27 protein-coding genes and 1 tRNA gene are annotated in these 22,769 nt (G+C 69.3%); 9 read left to right on the top strand and 19 right to left on the bottom strand.

Annotated elements, in window-relative coordinates:
* Positions 1-166: 166 nt before the first annotated feature.
* Together Q4V64_RS29195 and Q4V64_RS29190 are read left to right on the top strand one after the other, a co-directional pair.
* Positions 167-841 carry a Crp/Fnr family transcriptional regulator gene (locus tag Q4V64_RS29195; protein ID WP_015658871.1) on the top strand — a complete coding sequence of 225 codons (675 nt, stop codon included), beginning with the start codon at positions 167-169 and terminating at the stop codon, positions 839-841.
* A gap of 137 nt (positions 842-978) precedes the next feature.
* Complete coding sequence (locus Q4V64_RS29190; RefSeq protein ID WP_124440295.1) at positions 979-1,797, top strand: nucleotidyltransferase domain-containing protein; 819 nt, start codon at positions 979-981, stop codon at positions 1,795-1,797.
* A 26-nt stretch (positions 1,798-1,823) separates the two neighbouring features.
* On the opposite strand, the gene Q4V64_RS29185 is transcribed toward Q4V64_RS29190, so the two are convergent.
* The 4 genes from Q4V64_RS29185 to Q4V64_RS29170 form a co-directional block, all read right to left on the bottom strand.
* On the bottom strand, positions 1,824-2,654 hold the full coding sequence (locus Q4V64_RS29185; protein ID WP_124440296.1) for an MBL fold metallo-hydrolase: 831 nt from the start codon (positions 2,652-2,654) through the stop codon (positions 1,824-1,826).
* Entirely contained in the window at positions 2,651-3,520 is an 870-nt protein-coding gene (locus Q4V64_RS29180) for an NUDIX domain-containing protein (RefSeq protein WP_124440297.1), read from the bottom strand. Before Q4V64_RS29180 ends, Q4V64_RS29185 begins: the two co-directional genes overlap by 4 nt.
* 335 nt (positions 3,521-3,855) lie before the next feature.
* Positions 3,856-4,323: a RidA family protein gene (locus Q4V64_RS29175; RefSeq protein ID WP_124440298.1), complete on the bottom strand. Its 468-nt coding sequence runs from the start codon at positions 4,321-4,323 to the stop codon at positions 3,856-3,858.
* Entirely contained in the window at positions 4,320-4,481 is a 162-nt protein-coding gene (locus Q4V64_RS29170) for a DUF4177 domain-containing protein (protein WP_003975360.1), read from the bottom strand. Before Q4V64_RS29170 ends, Q4V64_RS29175 begins: the two co-directional genes overlap by 4 nt.
* Before the next feature lie 118 nt (positions 4,482-4,599).
* On the opposite strand from Q4V64_RS29170, the gene Q4V64_RS29165 reads away from it, so the two are divergent.
* Both Q4V64_RS29165 and Q4V64_RS55310 read left to right on the top strand, forming a co-directional pair.
* Positions 4,600-5,577, top strand: a complete 978-nt coding sequence (locus Q4V64_RS29165; RefSeq protein WP_095751299.1) for an ArsA-related P-loop ATPase — start codon at positions 4,600-4,602, stop codon at positions 5,575-5,577.
* Positions 5,574-7,229, top strand: coding sequence for an ArsA-related P-loop ATPase (locus Q4V64_RS55310; RefSeq protein WP_348540810.1), 1,656 nt, complete (start codon positions 5,574-5,576; stop codon positions 7,227-7,229). The genes Q4V64_RS29165 and Q4V64_RS55310 overlap by 4 nt, the downstream gene beginning before the upstream one ends.
* Before the next feature lie 46 nt (positions 7,230-7,275).
* Here Q4V64_RS55310 and wblA read toward each other — a convergent pair whose 3' ends face one another.
* The gene (gene wblA / locus Q4V64_RS29155) at positions 7,276-7,614 is read right to left on the bottom strand and encodes a transcriptional regulator WblA (protein WP_172629207.1); all 339 of its coding nucleotides are present in this window, start codon (positions 7,612-7,614) and stop codon (positions 7,276-7,278) included.
* 408 nt (positions 7,615-8,022) lie between these two features.
* Here wblA and Q4V64_RS29150 point away from each other — a divergent pair, with 408 nt between their 5' ends.
* Positions 8,023-10,299, top strand: a complete 2,277-nt coding sequence (locus Q4V64_RS29150; RefSeq protein ID WP_124440304.1) for a transglycosylase domain-containing protein — start codon at positions 8,023-8,025, stop codon at positions 10,297-10,299.
* Positions 10,300-10,515: 216 nt separating this feature from the next.
* Here the strand turns inward: Q4V64_RS29150 and Q4V64_RS29145 are convergent, their stop codons facing one another.
* Positions 10,516-10,980: a GatB/YqeY domain-containing protein gene (locus Q4V64_RS29145; protein ID WP_124440305.1), complete on the bottom strand. Its 465-nt coding sequence runs from the start codon at positions 10,978-10,980 to the stop codon at positions 10,516-10,518.
* Positions 10,981-11,098: 118 nt separating this feature from the next.
* Here Q4V64_RS29145 and Q4V64_RS29140 point away from each other — a divergent pair, with 118 nt between their 5' ends.
* From Q4V64_RS29140 to Q4V64_RS29130, 3 genes are all read left to right on the top strand, one after another.
* On the top strand, positions 11,099-12,025 hold the full coding sequence (locus Q4V64_RS29140) for a metallophosphoesterase (RefSeq protein ID WP_124440306.1): 927 nt from the start codon (positions 11,099-11,101) through the stop codon (positions 12,023-12,025).
* A gap of 129 nt (positions 12,026-12,154) precedes the next feature.
* Positions 12,155-12,964, top strand: a complete 810-nt coding sequence (locus Q4V64_RS29135; protein WP_124440307.1) for a Pr6Pr family membrane protein — start codon at positions 12,155-12,157, stop codon at positions 12,962-12,964.
* 34 nt (positions 12,965-12,998) lie between these two features.
* Positions 12,999-13,072 (top strand) — tRNA-Pro (locus Q4V64_RS29130).
* 77 nt (positions 13,073-13,149) lie between these two features.
* On the opposite strand, the gene Q4V64_RS29125 is transcribed toward Q4V64_RS29130, so the two are convergent.
* From Q4V64_RS29125 to Q4V64_RS29070, 12 genes are all read right to left on the bottom strand, one after another.
* Positions 13,150-14,316 (bottom strand): site-specific integrase, encoded by a 1,167-nt coding sequence (locus Q4V64_RS29125; protein WP_124440308.1) that lies wholly within the window; start codon positions 14,314-14,316, stop codon positions 13,150-13,152.
* Complete coding sequence (locus Q4V64_RS29120) at positions 14,316-14,510, bottom strand: helix-turn-helix domain-containing protein (RefSeq protein WP_124440309.1); 195 nt, start codon at positions 14,508-14,510, stop codon at positions 14,316-14,318. The genes Q4V64_RS29125 and Q4V64_RS29120 overlap by 1 nt, the downstream gene beginning before the upstream one ends.
* Positions 14,507-15,889 (bottom strand): replication initiator protein RepSA, encoded by a 1,383-nt coding sequence (gene repSA / locus Q4V64_RS29115; protein WP_124440310.1) that lies wholly within the window; start codon positions 15,887-15,889, stop codon positions 14,507-14,509. The genes Q4V64_RS29120 and repSA overlap by 4 nt, the downstream gene beginning before the upstream one ends.
* Complete coding sequence (locus Q4V64_RS29110) at positions 15,882-16,067, bottom strand: hypothetical protein (RefSeq protein WP_124440311.1); 186 nt, start codon at positions 16,065-16,067, stop codon at positions 15,882-15,884. Before Q4V64_RS29110 ends, repSA begins: the two co-directional genes overlap by 8 nt.
* A gap of 90 nt (positions 16,068-16,157) precedes the next feature.
* Positions 16,158-16,466 carry a SpdD-like protein gene (locus tag Q4V64_RS29105; RefSeq protein WP_124440312.1) on the bottom strand — a complete coding sequence of 103 codons (309 nt, stop codon included), beginning with the start codon at positions 16,464-16,466 and terminating at the stop codon, positions 16,158-16,160.
* 24 nt (positions 16,467-16,490) lie between these two features.
* Entirely contained in the window at positions 16,491-16,646 is a 156-nt protein-coding gene (locus Q4V64_RS29100; protein WP_124440313.1) for a hypothetical protein, read from the bottom strand.
* Positions 16,647-16,656: 10 nt separating this feature from the next.
* A complete protein-coding gene (locus Q4V64_RS29095; RefSeq protein WP_124440314.1) occupies positions 16,657-16,848 on the bottom strand; it encodes a mobile element transfer protein in 192 nt (63 codons plus the stop codon).
* Between the two features lie 21 nt (positions 16,849-16,869).
* Positions 16,870-17,541 (bottom strand): DUF2637 domain-containing protein, encoded by a 672-nt coding sequence (locus Q4V64_RS29090; RefSeq protein WP_124440315.1) that lies wholly within the window; start codon positions 17,539-17,541, stop codon positions 16,870-16,872.
* A 6-nt stretch (positions 17,542-17,547) separates the two neighbouring features.
* Positions 17,548-18,030: a hypothetical protein gene (locus Q4V64_RS29085; protein WP_124440316.1), complete on the bottom strand. Its 483-nt coding sequence runs from the start codon at positions 18,028-18,030 to the stop codon at positions 17,548-17,550.
* An 84-nt stretch (positions 18,031-18,114) separates the two neighbouring features.
* Complete coding sequence (locus Q4V64_RS29080) at positions 18,115-19,470, bottom strand: FtsK/SpoIIIE domain-containing protein (protein ID WP_124440317.1); 1,356 nt, start codon at positions 19,468-19,470, stop codon at positions 18,115-18,117.
* A gap of 2 nt (positions 19,471-19,472) precedes the next feature.
* On the bottom strand, positions 19,473-19,826 hold the full coding sequence (locus Q4V64_RS29075) for a hypothetical protein (protein WP_124440318.1): 354 nt from the start codon (positions 19,824-19,826) through the stop codon (positions 19,473-19,475).
* 139 nt (positions 19,827-19,965) lie between these two features.
* Entirely contained in the window at positions 19,966-20,745 is a 780-nt protein-coding gene (locus tag Q4V64_RS29070) for a GntR family transcriptional regulator (RefSeq protein ID WP_124440319.1), read from the bottom strand.
* An 18-nt stretch (positions 20,746-20,763) separates the two neighbouring features.
* Between Q4V64_RS29070 and Q4V64_RS29065 the strand changes: the two genes are divergently transcribed.
* The gene (locus Q4V64_RS29065) at positions 20,764-21,231 is read left to right on the top strand and encodes an NUDIX domain-containing protein (RefSeq protein WP_172629208.1); all 468 of its coding nucleotides are present in this window, start codon (positions 20,764-20,766) and stop codon (positions 21,229-21,231) included.
* A 463-nt stretch (positions 21,232-21,694) separates the two neighbouring features.
* Here Q4V64_RS29065 and Q4V64_RS29060 read toward each other — a convergent pair whose 3' ends face one another.
* Positions 21,695-22,468, bottom strand: coding sequence for a hypothetical protein (locus Q4V64_RS29060; RefSeq protein WP_124440320.1), 774 nt, complete (start codon positions 22,466-22,468; stop codon positions 21,695-21,697).
* Between the last annotated feature and the right edge of the window lie 301 nt (positions 22,469-22,769).

Below are 22,769 nucleotides of genomic sequence, written 5' to 3'. Positions count from 1 at the left end.
CCTGGAGATCGGCCCCCAATTGGACCCCTGCCGCGTACCCCGGGACACCTGTGCGGCATCCTTGTGACAGATCACACTGTTTGGACCGTCCGGCAAAATGGGGAGCACGGTCCCCTGGTACGTAGGGGAGCAAGATCCCCTGAGCAGGTCGACAAGGAGAGAACTCGTGGACGACGTCCTGCGGCGCAACCCGCTCTTCGCGGCTCTCGACGACGAGCAGTCCGCGGAGCTCCGCGCCTCCATGAGTGAGGTGACCCTCGCACGCGGCGACTCGCTCTTCCACGAGGGCGACCCCGGAGACCGGCTCTACGTCGTCACCGAAGGCAAGGTCAAGCTTCACCGTACGTCCCCCGACGGCCGCGAGAACATGCTGGCCGTCGTCGGGCCCGGCGAACTCATCGGCGAACTGTCGCTCTTCGACCCGGGCCCGCGCACCGCGACCGCCACCGCGCTGACCGAGGTCAAGCTGCTCGGCCTGGGCCACGGCGACCTCCAGCCCTGGCTGAACGCCCGCCCCGAGGTGGCCACCGCGCTGCTGCGCGCCGTCGCCCGCCGACTGCGCCGCACCAACGACGCGATGTCCGACCTCGTCTTCTCGGACGTCCCCGGCCGCGTGGCCCGCGCGCTCCTGGACCTCTCCCGCCGCTTCGGCGTGCAGTCCGAGGAGGGCATCCACGTCGTCCACGACCTGACGCAGGAGGAACTGGCCCAGCTGGTCGGCGCGTCCCGCGAGACGGTGAACAAGGCCCTGGCCGACTTCGCCCAGCGCGGGTGGCTCCGCCTGGAGGCGCGGGCCGTGATCCTGCTGGACGTGGAGCGGCTGGCGAAGCGGTCGCGCTGACGCCGGTCCTGGCCGTACGCCGCGGGGTCCTGTCTCTTGGAGACGGGGCCCCGTTCGGGTCGCTGGACGATGCTGACCGGCGCCGAAAATGAGCGGTCCCGGGCGACTCGGGCGTACTGTCGGGGCACAGTGAACGCATGGCCGAAAACGTTCGCCGCCGCGGGCTCGACCCCCAGGGCTTCATCGCACGCGAGGGATCCCTCGGACGCATCCCCCACGCCTTCCGCCCGGCCGTCGCCGCCGCCCGCGACCGGCTGCTCGACCTCTACGGGACGCGGCTGCACAGCGCGTACCTCTACGGCTCGATTCCGCGCGGCACCGCGCGCGTGGGACGCAGCGACCTCGACCTGCTGGTCGCCCTGCGCGAGGAGCCGACGGAGACGGACCGGGACGGCGCACGCGCGCTCGACGAGGCGCTGGACAAGGAGTTCCGGCAGATCGACGGGGCCGGGACGCTGCTGTTCAGCCGGGCAAGGCTGCTGAGCGAGCCGGAGCGGTACGACCTGGGCTGGTTCGTCGCCTGCCTGTGCACCCCGCTGCTGGGCGAGGACCTGGCCGAAGACCTCCCGCGTTACCGCCCCGACTCCCTCCTCGCCCGCGAGACCAACGGCGATCTCTCCCTCCTCCTGCCCCGCTGGCGAGAGCGGATCGACGCGGCGAACGACTCCGACGAGGCCCGCCGCCGCCTCGTACGCTTCATGTCCCGACACCTCGTCCGCACCGCGTTCACGCTCGTCATGCCCCGCTGGAACGGCTGGACGAGCGACCTGCACGAGATGGCCGAGGCCTTCGCCGCGTACTACCCCGCGCGCGGGGAGCAACTGCGCAAGGCGGCAGCCCTCGGCCACGAGCCGACCGGTGACCGTGCCGATCTCACGTCCTACGTCGACGACGTCGGCCCATGGCTCGCCGAGGAGTACGCGCGCGTGCACGGCGTCAAAACAGCGCGCCCCTAGGCCCGGCGGGAATGTGACGACAGGGCCTAGATCAACCCGTGCTCCTCCAGGTACTCCATCTGCGCCCGCACCGACAGCTCCGCCGCCGGCCACAGGGAGCGGTCCACGTCCGCGTACACGTGGGCGACGACCTCGGCAGGTGTCCGATAGCCGTCCTCCACGGCCGTCTCGACCTGGGCGAGCCGATGGGCGCGGTGGGCGAGGTAGAACTCGACGGCGCCCTGGGCGTCCTCCAGGACGGGCCCGTGGCCCGGGAGCACCGTGTGCACGCCGTCGTCGACCGTGAGGGACCTGAGCCGCCGCAGCGAGTCCAGATAGTCGCCGAGGCGGCCGTCGGGGTGGGCCACGACCGTCGTACCGCGCCCCAGGATCGTGTCGCCGGTCAGCACCGCCTGATCGGCCGGGAGATGGAAGCACAGGGAGTCCGCGGTGTGCCCCGGGGTCGGTACGACCCTCAGCTCCAGACCGCCGACCCGGACCACGTCCCCGGCGCCCAGCCCCTCCTCGCCCAGCCGCAGCGCCGGGTCCAGGGCCCGCACCTTGGTGCCGGTCAGCTCGGCGAAGCGGCCGGCGCCCTCGGCGTGGTCCGGGTGGCCGTGCGTCAGCAGGGTGAGGGCGACACGCTTGCCGGCCGTCTCGGCGGTGTCGACGACATGGCGCAGGTGTCCTTCGTCCAGCGGCCCGGGGTCGACCACCACGGCCAGCTCGGAGTCGTGCTCGGACAGGATCCAGGTGTTCGTCCCGTCCAGGGTCATCGCGGAGGCGTTGGGCGCGAGGACGTTGACGGCCCGGGGGGTGGCGGGGCCGGCGAGGACCCCGCCCCGTGGCTGGCCGGGAAGGGCTGCTGCGTCCGTCATGCGGGGGCTCCACCGGTCGGGATGTGCTTGGTGAACTCGTCGTGACCGGGCCAGGACAGCACGATCTCGCCGTCCTCCAGCCGCGCCCGCGCCAGGACGGGCGTCAGATCACGTCCGGGAGCCGCGGCGAGCGCCTCGGCGGCGGTGCCGTACGACGTCAGCTGGCGCAGGGTCGCGATGGTGGGCGGCATCATCAGCAGCTCGCCCTTGTCGTACGAGGCCGCCGCGTCCGCCGGCCGGATCCACACCGTACGGTCGGCCTCCGTGGAGGCGTTGCGCGTGCGCTGCCCTTCGGGGAGCGCGGCCACGAAGAACCACGTGTCATAGCGGCGGGCTTCGAACTCGGGGGTGATCCAGCGGGTCCAGGCGCCCAGCAGATCCGATCGCAGCACCAGGCCCCGTCGGTCCAGGAACTCCGCGAAGGACAGCTCACGGTCGACCAGGGCCGCACGGTCGACCTCCCAGTCCGCGCCCGTGGTGTCGCCGACCACGGAGTCGGGGGTCGGGCCGGCGAGGAGGACGCCTGCCTCCTCGTACGTCTCGCGTACGGCCGCGCAGACGATCGCCTGGGCCGCGGTCTCGTCCACGCCGAGCCTGTTCGCCCACCACGCGCGCGTGGGGCCCGCCCAGCGGACGTGCAGGTCGTCGTCGCGGGGGTCCACGCCGCCGCCCGGATAGGCGTACGCGCCCCCGGCGAAGGCCATGGAGGCGCGTCTGCGCAGCATGTGGACGACGGGGCCGGCGTCGGTGTCCCTGAGGAGCATCACGGTGGCGGCTCTCTTGGGGGACACCGGCGTGAGGGTGCCGTCCGCGAGGGCGCGGATGCGGTCGGGCCACTCCTGGGGGTACCACTGCCCGTTTGCCATGGGCGGAGGCTATCTCTTGGTGCGCGGATGTTCGAGAGCGACGGAGTGCTGGTCGCCGGGGGTCTGCTTACAAGGTGCCCGGCGTGCGGGCTGAGCGGGGGGGGTGGGTCGCGCAGCCCGGCGCTTACGGGGTGCCCGCCCTCTGTGGGTCGGGAGCCGCCCTAGGCGGCACGAATGCCCGCAGCTGGGCGGGACGGGCTGCCGCAGCTGAGCGGGCCCGCAGTCGCCCACGGCCCCGACCCGCAACAAAACACCAGGCGCTACGCGCACCCCCACCCAGCCCGCACAGGCCGCCGCAGGCATCCCCGGCCCAACCGCCCGAGGCACCCGCAGAACTACTCCCCCACCAGCTCCACCTGGACCTCAACCTCCACCGGCGCATCCAGCGGCAGCACCGCCACGCCCACCGCGCTCCGCGCGTGCACACCCTTGTCGCCGAGGACCTCGCCCAGCAGCTCGCTCGCGCCGTTCACCACACCCGGCTGCCCGGTGAAGTCCGAGGCCGAGGCGACGAAGCCGACGACCTTCACGACCCGCGCAACGCGGTCCAGGTCACCCGCGACGGACTTCACGGCAGCCAGGGCATTCAGCGCACACGTACGCGCCAGCTCCTTGGCCTCCTCCGCCGTAACCTCCGCACCCACCTTGCCGGTGACCGGAAGCTTGCCCTCCACCATGGGGAGCTGGCCGGAGGTGTAGACGTAGACACCCGACCGCACCGCCGGCTGGTACGCCGCGAGCGGCGGCACCACCTCCGGCAGCGTCAGGCCCAGCTCGGCCAACCGAGCCTCCACCGCGCTCACGCCTGCTTCTCCCGCTTCAGGTAGGCCACGAGCTGCTCAGGGTTGTTCGGCCCGGGCACGACCTGGACGAGCTCCCAGCCGTCCTCGCCCCAGGTGTCCAGAATCTGCTTCGTGGCGTGGACGAGCAGCGGCACGGTTGCGTATTCCCACTTGGTCATGCGGCCGACTTTAGCCGCTGCTCCACACACGTCTTCGCACCAGCCGGACAGCCGACCGCGGTCACGTTATCCACAGCCTCCCGCTTAGTCCGCGCACGGACTGGTTACGCTCGAATACGTGAGCAGGCTCCAAGTCGTCAGCGGCAAGGGCGGGACCGGAAAGACGACGGTCGCCGCGGCCCTCGCGCTGGCCCTCGCAACGGAAGGGAAGCGGACGCTTCTCGTCGAGGTCGAGGGCAGGCAGGGCATCGCGCAGCTCTTCGAAACGGAAGCGCTGCCTTATGAGGAGCGGAAGATCGCCGTCGCTCCCGGGGGCGGGGAGGTGTATGCCCTCGCCATCGACCCCGAACTGGCCCTTCTGGACTACCTCCAGATGTTCTACAAACTGGGCGGCGCAGGCCGGGCCCTGAAAAAGCTCGGCGCGATCGACTTCGCGACCACCATCGCGCCCGGCCTCAGGGACGTACTCCTCACCGGCAAGGCGTGCGAGGCCGTGCGCCGCAAGGAGAAGTCAGGCCGGTTCGCCTACGACTACGTCGTCATGGACGCACCCCCCACCGGCCGCATCACCCGCTTCCTCAACGTCAACGACGAGGTCGCGGGCCTCGCCAAGATCGGCCCGATACACAATCAGGCGCAGGCCGTGATGCGGGTGCTGAAGTCGGCGGAGACGTCCGTGCACCTGGTGACGCTCCTTGAGGAGATGCCCGTCCAGGAGACCGCGGACGGGATCGCCGAGCTGCGGGCGGCGCGGCTGCCGGTCGGACGGATCATCGTGAACATGGTGCGGCCGGAGGTGTTGGACGCGGCCGACCTGGAACTCGTACGGACCGTGCCGCGTTCCTCTGTTGCCCGGGCACTGTCGTCCGCGGGGCTCGGCGGAGCACGCCGCGGCGGGCACGCCGAGCGGCTGGTGGATCCGCTCGTCGAACAGGCCGACGAGTACGCCGAGCGGTACGCCTTGGAGCACGAACAGCGGGGCGTCCTGAGCGAACTCGGCCTGCCGCTGCACGAACTGCCGCTGCTCGCCGAGGGAATGGACCTGGCGGGTCTGTACGAACTGGCCACCGAGCTGCGGGAACAGGGGATGTCATGACTCCGGACAAGCACGACACCGCACCCCGGCACGACGCGACCCAGCCACCTGCCCCACCTGCCCCCGCATCCCGACAAGACGCGCCCCAGCGACGCGCGTCCGCACCCCGACAAGACGCGCCCCAGCCACCCACCTCCGCACCCCGCCAGGACGCCCCCCAGCCACCCACCTCCGCACCCGGGCACACCCCGCACACCCCGCCCCAAGCCCCCGACCCCGCGCCCCCAAACGACAACCCCCGCCATTCCCACCCCCACCCACACCCCCACGCCCACCACCTCTCCACCGCGCTCTCCCCCGCGCGCGTACTCGAACTCGACCCCCTCCTCGACGACCCGAAGACCCGCATCATCGTGTGCTGCGGCTCAGGCGGAGTCGGCAAAACCACCACCGCCGCGGCCCTCGGCCTGCGCGCGGCCGAGCGGGGCCGCAAGGTGGTCGTTCTCACCATCGACCCGGCCCGCAGGCTCGCCCAGTCGATGGGCATCGACTCGCTGGACAACACCCCGCGCCGGGTCAAGGGCGTCGATGGCGAGGGCGAACTGCACGCCATGATGCTCGACATGAAGCGCACCTTCGACGAGATCGTCGAGGCGCACGCGGACCGCGAGCGAGCGGCCGCGATCCTGGGCAACCCCTTCTACCAGTCGCTCTCGGCGGGCTTCGCGGGCACGCAGGAGTACATGGCGATGGAGAAGCTGGGGCAGCTGCGGGCCAGGGACGAGTGGGACCTGATCGTCGTCGACACCCCGCCGTCCCGCTCGGCGCTGGACTTCCTGGACGCGCCCAAGCGCCTCGGTTCCTTCCTGGACGGCCGACTGATCCGGCTGCTGACGGCCCCGGCGAAGCTGGGCGGCCGCGCCGGCATGAAGTTCCTGAACGTCGGCATGTCGATGATGACCGGCACTCTCGGCAAGCTGCTCGGCGGACAGCTCCTGAAGGACGTACAGACCTTCGTGGCCGCGATGGACACGACCTTCGGCGGCTTCCGCACGCGCGCGGACGCGACGTACAAGCTGCTCCAGGCGCCCGGCACGGCGTTCCTGGTGGTCGCGGCGCCGGAGCGGGACGCGCTGCGGGAGGCCGCGTACTTCGTGGAGCGGCTGGCTGCCGAGGACATGCCGTTCGCCGGTCTGGTGCTCAACCGGGTCCACGGCAGCGGCGCCGACCGGCTGTCGGCCGAGCGGGCGCTCGCCGCCGCGGAAAATCTTGAAGAGCCCCGCATTGTGGATCAGGGGGACGGGAAAACAGTACTTCGTAACTCTCCCGACACGTACGGCAGTTCAGAATCTTCCGCTTCCGAATCTCCATCTTCCGCTTCCGCTTCCACTTCCGACGACGGCTCCCCCGCCACGGAAGACGAAGGCTCCCCCGCCGCCACGGAGGACACAGGGGACACGGAGGACACGGAACAGGAGCGGACCGTCGAACAACTCACGGCAGGCCTGCTGAGGCTGCACGCCGAGCGCATGCGGCTGCTCTCCCGCGAGCAGCGCACGCGTGACCGCTTCACCGCGCTGCACCCCGAAGTGGCGGTGGCCGAAGTGGCCGCGCTGCCCGGCGACGTACACGACCTCGCGGGCCTGCGGGACATCGGAAACCGACTCGCGGCAGCCCAACCGGAACTGCCGGAGCCCAACACGGGTGCCTGAGGGCACCCCCACAGCTCAACCGCGCCCGAAAGCCGGCCCGAAAGCCTCAGCCCACCGCCGCGTAGTGCTCGTACACCTCGTCGTCGTCGAGAGGCAGAATGCCGGCCCCCCGCTCATACTCCGTACGCGCGGTCTCGAGCAGCCTGCGCCAAGATGTGACGGTCGGCCGCCGGCGCAGCAGTGCGCGGCGTTCCCGCTCCGTCATCCCTCCCCACACGCCGAACTCGACGCGGTTGTCGAGCGCGTCGGCGAGGCACTCCGTGCGCACCGGGCATCCGGTGCACACCGCCTTGGCCCTGTTCTGCGCTGCTCCTTGAACGAACAGTTCATCCGGATCGGTAGTGCGGCAGGCCGCCTGCGCACTCCAGTCGGTTACCCAGCCCATACCGGCGCCGTCCTCTCCCGAATCGAGGCTCCCCCACGGCGGCAGCGGCATATTCACCGCCGCCAGTTGAGGACGTTACGGAAGGTGGGCACGGCGCAACACCCCCTTCGGGCCCAATCTTGAATGGCCCGAACGGACTATGCGTAAGCGGCAGATCACCCGGGGGAGTGAGCTGGCGACATACGTAACTATCCCGGCAAAACGGGACACTTGTACAGCGTCACAACGGGCGCCAGGTGACACACAAGGCGGATTCGGACACGTCCCCATCAAAAAAGTTGGGGAACGACCGGAACGATTCGGGGTCGCCGGACGTATTGATACGTAGCCCTACAGCTGTGACAGTTGAGAGCAGCTTAGGCCAAGGCCTGTACGCGTGTCCGGCGAATGAGAACGTAGGCTGCCCCTATGCCAAAGAAGCGTTCGGGCGGTGGTCTGTCCTCCACACAACAGGCCGCCAAGTTCCTCGGTGTCAGTGTGCTCGCGGGAGCGGTCATGGCCGGCATCGCGCTGCCCGCGGCCGGTGCGCTCGGCCTCGCGGCCAAGGGGTCGGTGGAGAGCTTCGACGAGCTCCCGGCCCAACTCAAGACGCCGCCGCTGAGCCAGCGCACCACGATCCTCGACGCCGACGGCGGCCAGCTCGCCACCGTCTACTCGCGTGACCGCACGGTCGTCAGCCTCAAGAACATCTCGCCGTTCATGCAGAAGGCGATCGTCGCCATCGAGGACTCGCGTTTCTACCAGCACGGCGCGGTCGACCTGAAGGGCGTCCTGCGCGCGCTCAACAAGAACGCCCAGAGCGGCGGCGTATCCCAGGGCGCGTCCACGCTCACGCAGCAGTACGTGAAGAACGTCTTCGTCGAGGAAGCCGGCGACGACCCGACGAAGGTCGCGCAGGCCACCCAGCAGACCATCGGCCGCAAGATCAAGGAGCTGAAGTACGCGATCCAGGTCGAGGAGGAACTCGGCAAGAAGAAGATCCTCGAGAACTACCTGAACATCACGTTCTTCGGCCAGCAGGCCTACGGCGCCGAGGCCGCCGCCCAGCGCTACTTCTCCAAGCACGCCAAGGACCTCAACCTCCAGGAGTCGGCGCTGCTCGCGGGCATCGTCCAGTCGCCCAGCCGGTACGACCCGGTCAACGACGAGACGGAAGCCACCAAGCGGCGCAATATCGTGCTGCAGCGCATGGCCGAGGTCGGCGACGTCTCGCGGGCCGAGGCCGCCGAGGCGATGAAGCAGCCGCTGGGCCTGAAGATCAGCCGGCCCAAGAACGGCTGCATCACGGCGGTCCAGGGCGCCAGCTTCTTCTGCAAGTACATCGAGCGGGTCTTCCGCAGCGACCCGGTCTTCGGCAAGACCCGCGAGCAGCGGGCGAAGATCTGGAACCAGGGCGGCCTGACGATCCGTACGACACTCGACCCGCAGGCGCAGAACTCGGTCGAGGAGTCGCTCAAGGACCACGTCAACCAGGACGACAAGGTCGCCGCTGCGGCCACCCTGGTCGAGCCGGGCACCGGCAAGATCGTCGCGATGGGCCAGTCGAAGCCGTACGGCTACGGCAAGAACGAGACCGAGTACAACTACTCGGTCGACGCGGCCATGGGCGGCTCCAACTTCGGCTTCCCGACCGGTTCGACGTTCAAGCCGTTCGTGGCGGCGGCCGCACTGGAGCAGGGCCGGCCGGCGACGCAGGAGTACTCGTCGCCGTACAAGATGGAGTATCCGAGCCCGGTCCAGACGTGCGACAGCAAGCCGTGGACCAACCAGGACGGCGCGAAGGTCGAGAACGAGACCGAGTCGGAGGTCGGCCCGTACCGGCTGAAGGACGCCATGGCGAAGTCGGTCAACACCTACTTCGTGCAGATGATCTCCGACATCGGCCTGTGCCCCGTGGTCAACATGACGGACAAGCTCCAGGTCCGGCAGGGCAACGGCACCAAGCTGCCCGAGCGGCCCGCCATCGCCCTCGGCTCGGTGGGCCTGTCTCCGCTGACGATGGCGAGCGCGTACGCCGCCTTCGCCTCCCGCGGCATGTACTGCACCCCGGTCGCCATCGAGTCGATCACGCAGAAGGTCGGCGACGACCGGAAGTCGCTGGAGGTGCCGAAGTCGACGTGCTCGCGGGCGATGAGCGAGAAGACCGCGGACACGGTGAACACGCTGCTGCGCGGCGTGGTCGACTCCGGTACGGGCAAGCAGGCCGGCCTCACCGACCGCGAGAGCGCGGGTAAGACGGGTACGACGGACGAGCGGAAGAACGCCTGGTTCGTCGGCTACACGCCGAACATGTCGGGCGCCGTCTGGGTCGGCAGCGCCACGCAGCAGGTCGAGATGAAGAACATCACCATCGGCGGCGTCTACCGCCCGCTCGTCTACGGCGGTGAGGTCCCGGGCCCGATCTGGAAGGACGCCATGGCCGGCGCCCTGTCGGGCAAGCAGGTCGAGAACTTCAACCTCGTCAACATCCCGAACCCCGACCGCGACCGCGAGCGCGACCGCGGGAACGGCAATGGCAACGGAAACGGCAACGGGAACGACAACGGCGACAACGACGGCTTCATCGGCGGCCTGACCGACGGCGGCACGAACGGCGGCGACGAGCCGGACCCCACGTTCTCCATCCCGGATGGCTTCATCCAGGGCCAGGGCAACGGGGGCAACGGCAACGGGGGACGCGGCTGACGCGGCGCGCTGGGAACGGGGGCGGCCCCTTCCTGCCGTACGGATGACTTTCGTACGGCGGTGAAGGGGCCGTTGCTGTTTTGGTGAGGGGTGATTCTGGGGGCTGGTGGTCGGGGTGGCTGGTGACCGGGGCTTCTGGTGACTGGGGCTCCCGGCGGCCGGCGCTCCCGGCGGCCGGCGCTCCCGGCGGCCGGCGCTCCCGGTGGCCGGAGTAGGTCAGCCGGCCAGCAGCTTCTTGACCGCGGCGGCGACGCGGCCGCCCTCGGCCTGGCCCGCGACCTTCGGGTTCACGATCTTCATGACCGCGCCCATGGCCCGCGGCCCCTCCGCCCCTGCCGCCTTCGCCTCCTCGACGGCCTGGGCGACGATCCGGTTCAGCTCGTCGTCGCTGAGCTGCTTCGGCAGGTACGCGGCGAGCACCTCGCCCTCCGCCTTCTCCCGCTCGGCGCTCTCGGCGCGACCGCCCTGCGCGAAGGCCTCGGCCGCCTCACGGCGCTTCTTCGCCTCGCGGGTGATCACCTTCTGCACCTCGTCGTCGGAGAGCTCGCGCTTCTCCTTCCCCGCGACCTCCTCCTTGGTGATCGCGGTGAGCGTCAGCCGGAGCGTCGAGGAGCGGAGCTCGTCGCGCTCCTTGATCGCAGCGTTGAGGTCTTCCTGCAGCTTCGACTTGAGCGTGGTCATGGGTTTGATTGTCGCAGGTGTGCAAGCAAAGACGCCCGCTCATTTAAGGGGCGTCGGCCCGGGCGACGTTGAGGGGCGCGCGGCGCGGAAGCGGTCCGGGGTCTGACACGATGGACGTATGCGCGCGCGATACGGAGTACCTCTGTCCCTTGCGGCGGCCGGCGCCGCCGGTCTGGTGTACGCGGCGGGTTTCGAGGCCCGCTCCTTCCGCCTCCGACGGGTGACGGTCCCCGCCCTCCCGACCGGGATGCGCCCCCTGCGCGTGCTCCAGGTCTCCGACATCCACATGGTCGGCGGCCAGCGCAAGAAGCAGCGCTGGCTGCGCTCGCTGGCCGGCCTGCGCCCCGACTTCGTGATCAACACGGGCGACAACCTCTCCGACCCGGAGGGCATCCCCGAGGTCCTGGACGCGCTCGGTCCGCTGATGGAGTTCCCGGGCGCGTACGTCTTCGGCTCCAACGACTACTACGGCCCCACACCCCGCAACCCCGTCCGGTACTTGTTCGAGAAGGCCCAGGGCCGCCACGGCCTGAACGGCAACCCACCCGTCGTCGGCGCGATCCACAACCCCTGGGAGGACCTGCGCGACGGCTTCGACGCGGCGGGCTGGCTGAACCTGACGAACACGCGGGGCACGCTGAAGGTCGAGGGCGCGTCGATCGAGCTGACGGGCCTGGACGACCCGCACATCAAGCGGGACCGCTACGCGCAGGTGGCGGGCGGCCCGTCGACGGGCGCCGACTTCTCGATGGCGGTCGTCCACGCCCCGTACCTCCGGGTCCTGGACGCCTTCACGGCCGACGCCTACCCCCTGATCCTGGCCGGCCACACCCACGGCGGCCAGGTCTGCCTCCCCTTCTACGGCGCCCTCGTCACCAACTGCGACCTGGACACGGACCGCGTGAAGGGCCTGTCCACGCACGAGGCGGAGGGCCGTACGGCCTACCTGCACGTCTCGGCGGGCTGCGGCACGAACCGCTACACGCCGGTACGGTTCGCGTGCCCGCCGGAAGCGACGCTGTTGACGTTGGTGGGCCGGGAGTAGCCGACTCCCGGATCGATTCGATGAACTCGGTCGTCGACTTGATGCATGAATCCGGTCGTCGACCTGCTCGACTCACCCGCACGGCCCACCCGTATCGCCCCTTTTGTCCGCCCTGCCTAGCGTGAGGGCATGACCGCCCCGATACCCAGGGACATCCCGGACCTGCCCGCCATACCGTGCGTGCCCGCGCTGCTGCCCTCACCCGTCCCCGCCACAGCGGTGGTGCCCCCCGTACGCCGCCCCCTGGCCGCCGTCTACCGCCTGCTGGTCGCCCTGACGGCGGCCGCGGCGGTGACGATCGACCTGCTCCTCGGCAGCCCGACCCAGGTGCTCGGCCACTTCACGATCCAGAGCACCATCCTGCTCACGCTGGTCTTCACCTTCTCGGCCCGCCGAGCCTGGACGGCCCGCCGCCCCCTGCCGTCCGCACTGACAGGCGCGACACTCCTCTACGTCGTGATCGCGGCCTTGGTGTACCACCTGCTCCTGGCGAACGGAACGGCCCCGTTCTCGATGACGGGCTCCACGACAGGCGCCGTACCGCCCGCGACGACCACCCCGACCGGCTGGCACGCACTGACCAACCACCTCCTCAACACCGCCATCCCCGCGGCAGCCGTCCTGGACTGGCTCCTCCTGACCACCCCCGGCCACCTCCACCTGCGCCAGGCCGCCACATGGCTCCTCTACCCCCTGGCCCACCTGGCCTTCTCCCTCACCCGCGGCGAACTGCTCCTCCCCGGCACACCAGGCCGCTACCTCTACCCCTTCCTGGACGTAGAGCAGCACGGCTACAAAACGGTCCTCGGCAACGCCCTCCTCCTCGGCCTCTCCATCTACGCCCTGGCCATCCTCCTCGTGGCCCTGGACCACACCCGCCCGAACCCCGTCCGCCACCGCGCGAAAACCGGATTTCGTCTCCAGCCACCAGTGGGCTAAAGTAAACGACGTCGCCGCGACGAGCAGCGACGATCGGGGTGTAGCGCAGCTTGGCAGCGCGCTTCGTTCGGGACGAAGAGGTCGTGGGTTCAAATCCCGCCACCCCGACAGAGAAGTACCAGGTGAGCCACCTACTACTTTTAGTAGGTGGCTCACCTGTTTCGTCTGCGTGTCTATCTGCGTGACTAGCGCTCCGGATCCCGCTTGAAGATGCCGTCCATGACCACGGCGCCGGTCTGGATCACAGGCCGGATCTGCTTCCGGTACACCTCCTCAGTCACGGCCGTGCCGGAGTGGCCGACAAGCCGGGAGATCTCTTCCAGTGGGACGCCACGGTCCGAGAGCAGGGACACGAAGCTGTGGCGGAGTTCCCGGGGCGTCCAGTCGTCGGCGTTGATCCCCTCGGCGTCCTTGAGCGCCTGGCGGAAGGCCCGCCGGACGTTGGTCGCGTCGAGCGGCTTGCCAACGGCCGACGAGAAGACCAGCCCGTGTTCCTCCCACTTGTCGCCAGCGGCGAGCCGATCCCAGCCCTGGTCTTCGAACTGCTGCCAGAGGACCTCTACGCAGCGCGCCGGCAGAGCGAGCGTGCGCCGGGACTTCCGGGTCTTGGTGTCCCCACCGCGCCGGACCGAGCGCCACACCGCGATGTGCGGAAGCTGCGGCGGGTCGGCGTCCGGCTGGCCCTTCAGGAAGACGTGGTCCCAGGTGAGGGCTCGCAGCTCCTCCGTGCGTGCACCGGTCAGCAGGGCTACGACGATGTACGCGTGCATCGAGGTCCCCTCGGCCGCCTTGAGTACCGCCTCCGCCTGGGCGAAGGTGAGCGCCTTGGAGGGACGCCCCGTCTGCCCCTGCGGCACGGAGCACAGCTCCACCACGTTGCGCTTGACCTTGTCCCGCGCCATGGCCCGCTTGACCGAACGGTTCAGGCAGGAGTGGATCGCCTGGAGGGTGCGCGTACTGAGCGTCTTGGCCTTGGCCGCGAGCCAGCGGTCCACGTCTTCCGCGCTCAGATCCCGAAGCTTCCGGGCGCCGAGAGCCGGGATCACGTGGTTCCGGCTCAGGATCGTGCAGTTCTCAACCGTGCCGAGGTCGCGGCCCGCGAGGCCGTACGTAAGCCAGTCGTTCACGGCGTCGGCGACGGTGTAGCCCGTCGGAGCGATCGCGAGACCGTCTTCATAGTCGCGCAGCACCTCTTTGAGTTTGTTCTTGGCTTCCGTCTTGGTCCTGCCACTCCCCTTGCGGACGATGCGCTTGCCGCTCGGGTCGAAGCCGAGATTGGCCGTGGCGATCCAACGCTGTCGCTTCTCGTCCCAGTGGAGACCACCGTCACCACGGCTCCGGCGCTTGGGCATCAGGCGGCCTCCTCCAGCTGGTTCTGGATGAAGTCGCGTACGGCCTCAGCGGGTATCCGGCGAGCGCCATCGATCTTGATGGAGGCCAGCCGGTGACTACGGATCAGGTCGTAGACCTTGGAACGTCCGACCTTGAGCCGCGCCATGACCTCCGACACGGTCAGCAGTTCGGTGGTCGCGGCGGCGGTGGTCATGCTGCGGCTCCTTCCAAGGCGAGTTGGTCGCATAGGGCTTCGCGGGCGGTTTCACGGTTGAGCTGTAGATCGCGGGCGATGGTGGCGGCGAGGGCGGATTCTCCGGGGGTATGGCCATGCCCGGCGTACTGCCAGTCGGCGAGGACGAGCACGGTGTCCGGCTCGCGGTCCTCCAGGCTGAGGGCTTCGCGTTCTTGCGCGGCGCGGAAGTCGGCGCGGGCCTGGCGGAGTTCGCCGAGGGTGGTCGAGTAGCGACGGGACTTGGAGGAGAAGTGGCCGCGGAAACCGAGCATGTGAGCCCAGGCCCACAGGCGCCGGTCCAGGTACAGCGGATCGAGCAGCTTGCACACTTCGATCAGGCGGCGAGTGTGGTCGGGGACCTGGTGGCGGTCCAGCTCCGCGAGTTCACCGATTCGGCGGTCCAGAGTGCCGGTGTTCTCGGCGGCCTTGGTGGCGTACTTGGCGACGTAGGAGGCCACGGCCTGTTCGGTGATGTCGGAGCCGTCGCCGAACGCCTTCACGGGCCGGACGTCGAGCTGGGTGCCCCAGCGGAACGTGCGGGCGGGCTGGTCGTCGGCGGCCGGGACCGAGACCGAGGTGTACGAGTGCGCGGCGGCGGCCCGTATGGAGTCGGCGAGGAGATCGACTGTTGCCCAGGACGGCGGCGGGGTGTCGGGTCCCTCGGGGCCGTCGATGCGGATCACGGCGTGGAAGTGCAGGGCGCCGCGCTTTTGGAACTCGGCGACCTTGCCGTACGACAGCCGGGCGGACTCCTTCAGTTCCCGCTGGGTGAGTCCCGCGCGGGCGGCGATCTCGCGGCGGAGCCGGTTGGTGAAGCGCTGCCACAGCTGCCCGGCGTGGTTATTGAACAGGACGGCGCCCGCGTAGTCGTACGTGGCCGGGTCGAGCGCGGTGCCGAGGGCCGGGTCATCCGAGGCATGACGGGTCCCGCAGCGGCAGGCGCCACCGTGGTCGGGCCGGTTGTGGACCGGGCCGAAGGACGGGGCGGTGAGGGTTGCGAAGACGCGCGGGTGGTCGCGGACGGTGTCGGGGATGTCGCGGCGGTCGTCTCCGGCCAGGCCTGCGCGGATGAGGTGGTAGGTGTCCCCCGCGTACGTCCAGGCGCAGGAAGGGCAGCGGGAGGCGCGGCGATTGCCACAGGCGACGCGGAGCCGTCCGCCCGGCTCGTGCTCGGTCGAGTAGTGGTGCAGGGTCTCGCCGGTGGTCTTGTCCTTGGTGAGCGTCCAGCCGGTGAGGTGGATGGGGTCGGCGCAGCCGCCGGTGCGGCGGATCTGCTCGTGCCAGCGGTCGTAGTCGGAGGCCGAGGCCACCCTCAGCAGGTCGCCGAGGGTGGTCGGGTCGAGCAGCTGCTCAGGCACGGGCGCCCTCCCGAACCGGCGTGCGGCGGGCGGTGCCGGTGCCGTGGCAGGCCGGGCAGTCGGCGGTGACGGTGCGCAGGTGGCCGTGCCGGTCGCGGCCGCCGGTGGTGATGGCGGCGGAGGCGAAGCCGTCGCAGTTGGGGCAGATGCGGGACGGCGGGCGGGTGCGGTCGGTCATGCTGAAGGTTCCTTCCGGATCTGGGTTCGGACAGGGGCACGGCTCCCGGGCGGCGGATGCTTGGCGGTATCAGGGCCGCCCGGGGGCCGGTCAGCGGCCGTTCTGCGAGGCCACGAGCGAGCGGATGACCAGCGTGCAGATGGCGAGCGAGGCGCCGGTGATGGCGACCGCCAGGAGCATGGAGACGAGGACGGCGCCGACGACCAGGACCACGGCCGTACCGCCACCGACGACGGCGATGACGGCGCCGGGGGTGAGCTGGATGGTGGGCCGGGCGGGTGCCGGGGCGACGGGCGCGGGTGCCGGGGTGTGCTGGACGACGGCGGGCGGCTCGACGACGGCGGGCGGGGTGACGGTGCCGGTCGGCATCGGGTTGGTCGGGACCTTGGGGCGAAGCATGGGTGAACTCCCTTCTGTGGCGGGTTACTTGATGGTGGAGTCGATGACCGGGGCGAGGATGCTGTCCCCGAGCAGGTAGCCGCCGAGCAGGAGCACGGCGATGAGCCACCAGGGCGGGCGGATGAGCTTGACGCCGAGGTAGCCGACGGCGAGCAGGGCGAGCCAGAGCGGGACGTCCATGGGGGTCTCCTCAGCGGACCTTGCAGCGGTGGGTGCGGGCGGCGAGCTGGGCGGCGGAGGAGCTGGAGAAGTCGGACGACCAGCCGCAGCGGTCGGCGGTGCACACGGCGGCGTGTTTGGTCTGGCCGTTGCGGTCGCGGTGGGTGCCGATCTGCACCGGCCCGATCCGCATCACGGAGTGGAAGTGGTCGCGGGCAGGCATGACGGTGAATCTCCTTGTCTGTCAGGTGAGTTGGGCGGCGATGGCGTCGGCGAGGTGGGGCGGGACGCCGAGCCGGGCGCGCAGGGTGTCGGTGTCGATGCGGGTCCCGGTTCGGGCGTGGTGGTCGTCGGCGACCTTGCGGGCGTGGTCGACCAGCGCGGCCGGGACAGCCGGGGCCGGAACCGTAGGCGGAGACGGGACGGGCTCAGGCGCGGGAAGGGCGGGAGTTGCTTCGACCTCGGGCGCCGGAGAGGCGTCCAACTCCGCCTGTTCGGCAGCCGGTTCGGGCTCGGGGTCGGGGGCTGCGGGTGCCGGCGGATCCGGCACCCGGTCCCCAGCCGAGTGGGCAAGGAGTGTGCCGCCCATGAAGGCGATCGCGGGCCAGGCGGCGACCAGAATGCGCAGCCAGGCCGGGACGTCGCCCAAGTCGAGGAGTCCGGCGGTGGCGACGTTGGCGCCGAGCGAAGCGACCAGGGCGATCAGGAACCAGGACCAGGCCAGCCGGGACGGGCCATCCGAGCGCAGCCGTCGCCAGGCGGCGACCAGCAGCAGATCGACCGAGACCGGGTAGGCCCAGGCCTTCCAGCCGTCCTGTCCGGCAGCGGCGGCCAGGTCGTGCAGGTGGGCGAAGGACAGCGCCCCGGCGATGACGGCCTGCACCAGGACGGCATCGATACGCAGTCGCGCGGCCACGACCGGTCACCTCGCCAGCGGGCGGCCGTTGGCCTCGGCGATGGCAGTCAGGACCCGGTCGAGGTTGGTCGCGTCCAGGCCGCTGACCGCGTCCCCGAGCGGGATGCGGGCGGCGGTGTCGGCCAGCGATGCGGCGATGGCCAGGATGCGCAGTTCCCCGCTGGAGGCGGGCAGGTCGTTTACGGCCAGGGCCTCGACGACCTTGAGCCAGTCGATGCCGTACGGCTCCGGGTCGGGACCGGAGTCGTCGATCAGCAGCAGGCCGGGCCGTTCGGCCAGCCGCTTGATCCACAGGCCGTGGTCGATGAGGAGGCCGGTCGCGGCCCGCAGAGCCGGGGAGCCGTCGGCCACCGCTTGGAGGATGTCGGCCAGCTCGGCGGCGTCGATCGTGACGGCGCCGTCGTCGGTGTCGTACCAGGGGCAGTCGCGTTCGTCGTGGTCGATGCCGGTCTCGTCGCCGTCGACGTCGCCGCAGTGCTCGCAGAACATCGGGCGCTCCTTCCTGTCGTGAGGCATGGAGGGGGTAGGGACGTGGCGCGAAGGCGGTCGCGCCGACCGGGTTGGCGGGGAAGGTCAGGCGGTGGCGGGGGCTGTCTTGGACAGCGGCACGCGGGCCGAGGGCAGCGGGGCAACGGCGGGCCGGAAGGCTTCCAGGGCGGGCAGGTCCGGGGTGCGGTCCGCGTGCCGATTGCAGAGGTTCACGGCCTGGCGCAGCGAGGTGTGCGGGGCGCGGATGCGGGACCAACCGCCGGAGGAGTCGCCGGTGACGGCGATGCCGGGGGTGTCGGTGGGGATCTGGATGGCGGCCAGGACGGCGTCCGGGGCGATGTCGCCGAAGGCCATGTTCGCCGAGGGTTCGTCGTTGACGCGGTGTGCGGTGCGGCCGGTGAGCTGGGCGCGGAGCATCGTGATGCCCTTGCCCAGTTCGGAGCCGAAACGCTGCCCGCAGATCTCCAGATAGATGCCAGCTGCGCGGCCGAGCTGGGCGAGGCGGACCAGCGCGGTGATGATGCGGTCCCGGCGCTTCTCGTCCTCCTTGGTGGCGAACAGGGCGAGTTCGGCGACCTCGTCGACCAGGACCACGACCGGGACCGGGCGCAGGTCGGCGGGCAGGTCCCAGATGTCGGCGGCGATCTCCGCGTCCGGGACGCTCACGCTGATCCGCTGCTGAGCGCGGATGAGCTGGTAGACGTCCTCCATGTGCGTCACGAGCGCGTCGAGGAGTTCGAGCGCGGTGTCCGGGTTGTCGGCCAGCGCGGAGAACCGGCGGGCGAGGGGGAAGAGTTCGACGCCCTGCTTGCAGTCGATGCCGACCAGGGCCACGTCGTGCGGGGCGAGCCCGGCGACGAGGTTGCGCTGGTAGACGGATTTGCCCGACTCGGTGGCGCCGAGCGTGAGGCCGTGCGGAACGGTGCGGTAGTCGCGGTAGTGCACCGAACCGTCCTCCCGCAGCGCGACCGGTATACGCATCGGGACGCGGTCGACCTTGGCGGGCATCTGCACCCGCTTCAGGACGTCGTAGCCGGTCATCCGCAACTCAACGACACCGGACCGCAGTTCACGGGAGGTCACGCCGTACATCCCGAAGGAGTGGCGCAGCCGGTCCGTTGCGGCCGAGACGTCGAACGCGTCCTGTCCGGGGCGTAGCTTGATCCGTAAGACCAGGCCGGTCCGGGTGGGCCGCAGCCGCAGGATGCGCGGCACACGGGAGTCCGGCGCGGGCCGGTCGGTCATCCGGGCCAGGGCCAGGCGCCAGCGCGAAGGCGGAACGGTCAGCCCACAGGCGTCCATCACGGAGGCGTAGCGGACCAGCACCCGAACGGCGGAGATGGTGACGCCGAAGGTCAGCCAGTACCAGGCGGGGCGCCGCCACCGCAGGAGACCCGCAGTGGCGACGACCAGCAGCAGCGCGACCGTGAACCAGGTCATGGTCAGGCCGCCTTGGGCTTCGAGGCACCGGCGGCCAGCGAGGTCACGGCGACCGCACGGAATGCGATCCCGTGCCGCTTCTGCCCGTTGAACTCGTTCTCCCAGGCCGAGGCGACCAGGCCCGTCAGGGCGACCGGGGTACCCATGGTCAGGTCCTCGGAGACGCCGGGCTGCGGAACGGTGAGCTTGAGGATCTCCACCTCGTCCGGCGTGGAGAACATGACCTCCACGGTCATCAGGGTGACGCCGTCCTTGTCGGTGGCGATCTCGCTGGTCTGGCGGTTCTTGACCTTCGGCTGCGGAGCCTTGGCGACCATCACGGTCGCGTTGGTGGTGTCGACGGGAATCTGACGCACAGCAGATCACTCCTCTATAGATGCTGAACTCCGCCACTCATGTATATGAGTAACATGAAGAAGAGTGCATGACTCCTATACATGAGTCAACCCGCCGCGAAGAAGAACTCGCGACGGGCCGAGGGAAGTTGAGCGCGCGTCAGTCGGCGGCGGGGATCCGGTACTCGAAAACGAACTGGTCAGCGGCCATGAGAGTGTCGCAGACCTCCACCACACGACCTTCTGTCGTCACGGCATCCCGGATCAGGTGAACCACTGGCGAGCCGGGGCTCAGCGCCAGTTCCGATGCCTCCGCCTTGGAGGCCGGGCGCGCTTGCAGCGTCTCGACGTACTCGGCGAACTCGTGCCCGTGGTCTTCGAGTCGGGCGTAGATGCCACCACCGCCGGGGTTCTCGGCGAACAGCTCAGGGATGTCCTTCACGACGTCCCACGGCAGGTACGAAGTCGCGGTCTCCACGGGCGTGCCGTTGCGGAAGTAGAGGCGACGCCGCGCGAGCACCTGAGTGCCGGCGGAGACCCCCAACCGCTCGGCGATGTCCTCGGGTGCGTCCATAGGGCCGATGTAGAGGACGCTCACCTTGGCGGTGGCGCCGGACTGCGCGGACTCCGCGAGGTAAGCCGCCTTGCCGCCCCTGCGGTGCGAGCGCCGGAAGCGATCAGAGGAGCGATGCCGTACCGGCGGCCGATCCTTCACGATCGAGCCCTTACCGTGCCGCGTCTCGACGAGCCCGCTCGCGCGCACCTCCACCATGGCCTTGCGAATCGTGCCGCCCGAGACGCCGTAACGCTCGACGAGCTCCGACTCACTCGGCACCATCTCACCAGGCTTGAGGACACCCGCCCTGATCTGCTGCACGATCTCGTCAGCGATCTGGACGTACCGAGGTACGGACCGCTCACCTCCTACCGCGGTTCCCATAGTCCTTCTCTTTCTCCTATGCTCCTGTACATGAGTACATCACGGGAAGCAACCTCAACACCACCACTGCACTCGGTGTCCGTGGCCGGGGTAGTGGTGCGCGAGGACGGGCGCCTCCTGGCCATCCGCCGCGCCGATAACGGCACTTGGGAACTGCCTGGCGGCGTACTCGAACTCAACGAGGCACCCGAGACCGGCGTAGCCCGCGAGGTCCTGGAGGAAACGGGCATCCACGTCGAGGTGGATGAACTCACCGGCGTCTACAAGAACACCACCAGGGGCATCGTCGCCCTGGTCTTCCGCTGCAAGCCTTCAGGCGGCCACGAGCGCACGTCCAGCGAATCAACCGCCGTCGACTGGCTCACGCCCGAAGAGGTCAGCGAGCGCATGGCCGAGGTCTACGCGATCCGACTCCTGGACGCCCTGGACAGCAACGGCCCACACGTGCGGAGCCACGACGGCAAGCACCTGATTTCAGCGCGGTAAGACTTTCCCTACGTTCATCAAGGCCCGCGCACGGCGCGGGCGCGCGCCGCCTCTGCGGCGCGGCCTGCCTCCTGTCTGCGCCCCGGCTGGCCGCGCCCGGCGGCGCGCGGCGCGCAAGCGAGCAACGGTCGGGAAGTCACCCGCGGGCACAAGACGATGCCTCCGGCGGGGGATCGGCCGGCACCGGGAGCATCGGGACACCGTCGCCGAGTGCAAGTCCGTGGGTGGTGACAGGTGATGGGCTTCCGTCCCGCACACCATCGACCCAGGCAAAGCCGAGCAGACGCGGCCCAGGGGCGTCAAGGTCGTTCGTACAGTGGCGCGCTCCACCTTGACGCCCCTGAACCACGCCCGCTCCACGGTGTGTGGGTCGACGGCGTACGGGACGGAAGCTGGGTGGTATATCGCGTGATCGTGTACGCAACCTCTGAGGGCGAGGACAACCGAAATCTACGCTTCCGGGTTACTCCCCAACGACCCTGGACCATTTTCCGAGCGCAGCGGTTTTTCGAAGTACACCCTCAACCGTCTTCGGGGCCGGGCGCCATAAACCGCGATGATTTACGCGAATTTTATTGCCATACGGTTTATCTCCTGCGCTGAAATTTCGCCACGTTCCATCCTGTCGCCGCTCCCGGGATGGGAGTACGTCGACTAGTCCGTAAGCAGCAAGTGCCTGTGTGGCGTCATACACATCACGCGATAAGCCGAATAGTCCAGCCCGCTGCCGCCAGAGGCTGGTAACCCATTCACTCTCTGTGCTCAGACTGAGCCACATAAAATAGGCTGCAATCTCACTCTTAGACAGCAGATACACCCAGCCGCGGGTGAAAAACTGAAATGGGACGTTAATAACAGCTTCGTGTTCTTGCGGCACGCGATACTCCACGAAACTTGCAGCTGAGCTGGCGGCGTCCTCGGAGAGTAGCTTGAATCCTTCATACCTATTCCTCACTCCCGGATCCCCGATATCGACCAGTCTGTGATTTGACAGCAGGTTCAGCGAAGCGCGGAGTTGTCGAGTCTTGTTCGCCGTGTATGACGAGGGTCGCCCTCCTCCAGTGCTTGATTTCGCCGACACTGCCATCAAGTCGACCCACGCGATACCCTTACTTCGTTTGGTGATCGGTATTTGATTTTCCCATCTCGCGCCTGAGCGGGCTTGAGCCTGCGCTACAAATAGCGCCACCAGGTGGAATTCCAGCGCCACTCCTTGCGGCAGGAGGAGCTTGGCCAATGGTGGAAGGATACGCTCGGCCGGGCGGCGCCTTTCATCGAATTCAACGAACGATGGAAATGCATGCGGTGACCATAGGTCGCCGTAAGGCATCACGCTATTCCGGATGTAAGGAGTTCGGAGTCGCACTGAAGGGCCGGAATTTCCGTTGGAATGCAGCTCTTCTAACACTGCGAGCACATCCAGCAGTCCTCTTTTCTTTACGAGTTCTCTGACTCCATCTGCCCGCTTCAGGGCTCTCTCTTGGGTCTGTGTCGCAACCATCTGCTCCTACTCCCAGCTGTGACGTCTTGGTCCGTCC

The sequence above is a fragment of the Streptomyces sp. NL15-2K genome, from assembly GCF_030551255.1.
Lineage (GTDB): Bacteria > Actinomycetota > Actinomycetes > Streptomycetales > Streptomycetaceae > Streptomyces.
The sequence above is the reverse complement of the archived record's forward strand: the minus strand, read 5'-3'. Positions and strand labels throughout refer to the sequence as shown.

Bases quoted from the DNA above. Each gene is read 5' to 3' on its own strand.
- Q4V64_RS29180 (WP_124440297.1), bottom strand. From the start codon at position 3,520: ATGGCAAACGGGCAGTGGTACCCCCAGGAGTGGCCCGACCGCATCCGC.
- Q4V64_RS29070 (WP_124440319.1), bottom strand. From the start codon at position 20,745: ATGGGAACCGCGGTAGGAGGTGAGCGGTCCGTACCTCGGTACGTCCAG.
- wblA (WP_172629207.1), bottom strand. From the start codon at position 7,614: ATGGGCTGGGTAACCGACTGGAGTGCGCAGGCGGCCTGCCGCACTACC.
- Q4V64_RS29100 (WP_124440313.1), bottom strand. From the start codon at position 16,646: ATGGACGTCCCGCTCTGGCTCGCCCTGCTCGCCGTCGGCTACCTCGGC.
- Q4V64_RS29080 (WP_124440317.1), bottom strand. From the start codon at position 19,470: ATGACCTGGTTCACGGTCGCGCTGCTGCTGGTCGTCGCCACTGCGGGT.
- Q4V64_RS29185 (WP_124440296.1), bottom strand. From the start codon at position 2,654: ATGACGGACGCAGCAGCCCTTCCCGGCCAGCCACGGGGCGGGGTCCTC.
- Q4V64_RS29095 (WP_124440314.1), bottom strand. From the start codon at position 16,848: ATGCCTGCCCGCGACCACTTCCACTCCGTGATGCGGATCGGGCCGGTG.
- Q4V64_RS29190 (WP_124440295.1), top strand. From the start codon at position 979: ATGGCCGAAAACGTTCGCCGCCGCGGGCTCGACCCCCAGGGCTTCATC.
- Q4V64_RS29150 (WP_124440304.1), top strand. From the start codon at position 8,023: ATGCCAAAGAAGCGTTCGGGCGGTGGTCTGTCCTCCACACAACAGGCC.
- Q4V64_RS29145 (WP_124440305.1), bottom strand. From the start codon at position 10,980: ATGACCACGCTCAAGTCGAAGCTGCAGGAAGACCTCAACGCTGCGATC.
- Q4V64_RS29170 (WP_003975360.1), bottom strand. From the start codon at position 4,481: ATGACCAAGTGGGAATACGCAACCGTGCCGCTGCTCGTCCACGCCACG.
- Q4V64_RS29065 (WP_172629208.1), top strand. From the start codon at position 20,764: ATGCTCCTGTACATGAGTACATCACGGGAAGCAACCTCAACACCACCA.
- Q4V64_RS29110 (WP_124440311.1), bottom strand. From the start codon at position 16,067: ATGACCGACCGCACCCGCCCGCCGTCCCGCATCTGCCCCAACTGCGAC.
- Q4V64_RS29120 (WP_124440309.1), bottom strand. From the start codon at position 14,510: ATGACCACCGCCGCCGCGACCACCGAACTGCTGACCGTGTCGGAGGTC.
- Q4V64_RS29085 (WP_124440316.1), bottom strand. From the start codon at position 18,030: ATGTTCTGCGAGCACTGCGGCGACGTCGACGGCGACGAGACCGGCATC.
- Q4V64_RS29135 (WP_124440307.1), top strand. From the start codon at position 12,155: ATGACCGCCCCGATACCCAGGGACATCCCGGACCTGCCCGCCATACCG.
- Q4V64_RS29140 (WP_124440306.1), top strand. From the start codon at position 11,099: ATGCGCGCGCGATACGGAGTACCTCTGTCCCTTGCGGCGGCCGGCGCC.
- Q4V64_RS55310 (WP_348540810.1), top strand. From the start codon at position 5,574: ATGACTCCGGACAAGCACGACACCGCACCCCGGCACGACGCGACCCAG.
- Q4V64_RS29105 (WP_124440312.1), bottom strand. From the start codon at position 16,466: ATGCTTCGCCCCAAGGTCCCGACCAACCCGATGCCGACCGGCACCGTC.
- Q4V64_RS29125 (WP_124440308.1), bottom strand. From the start codon at position 14,316: ATGCCCAAGCGCCGGAGCCGTGGTGACGGTGGTCTCCACTGGGACGAG.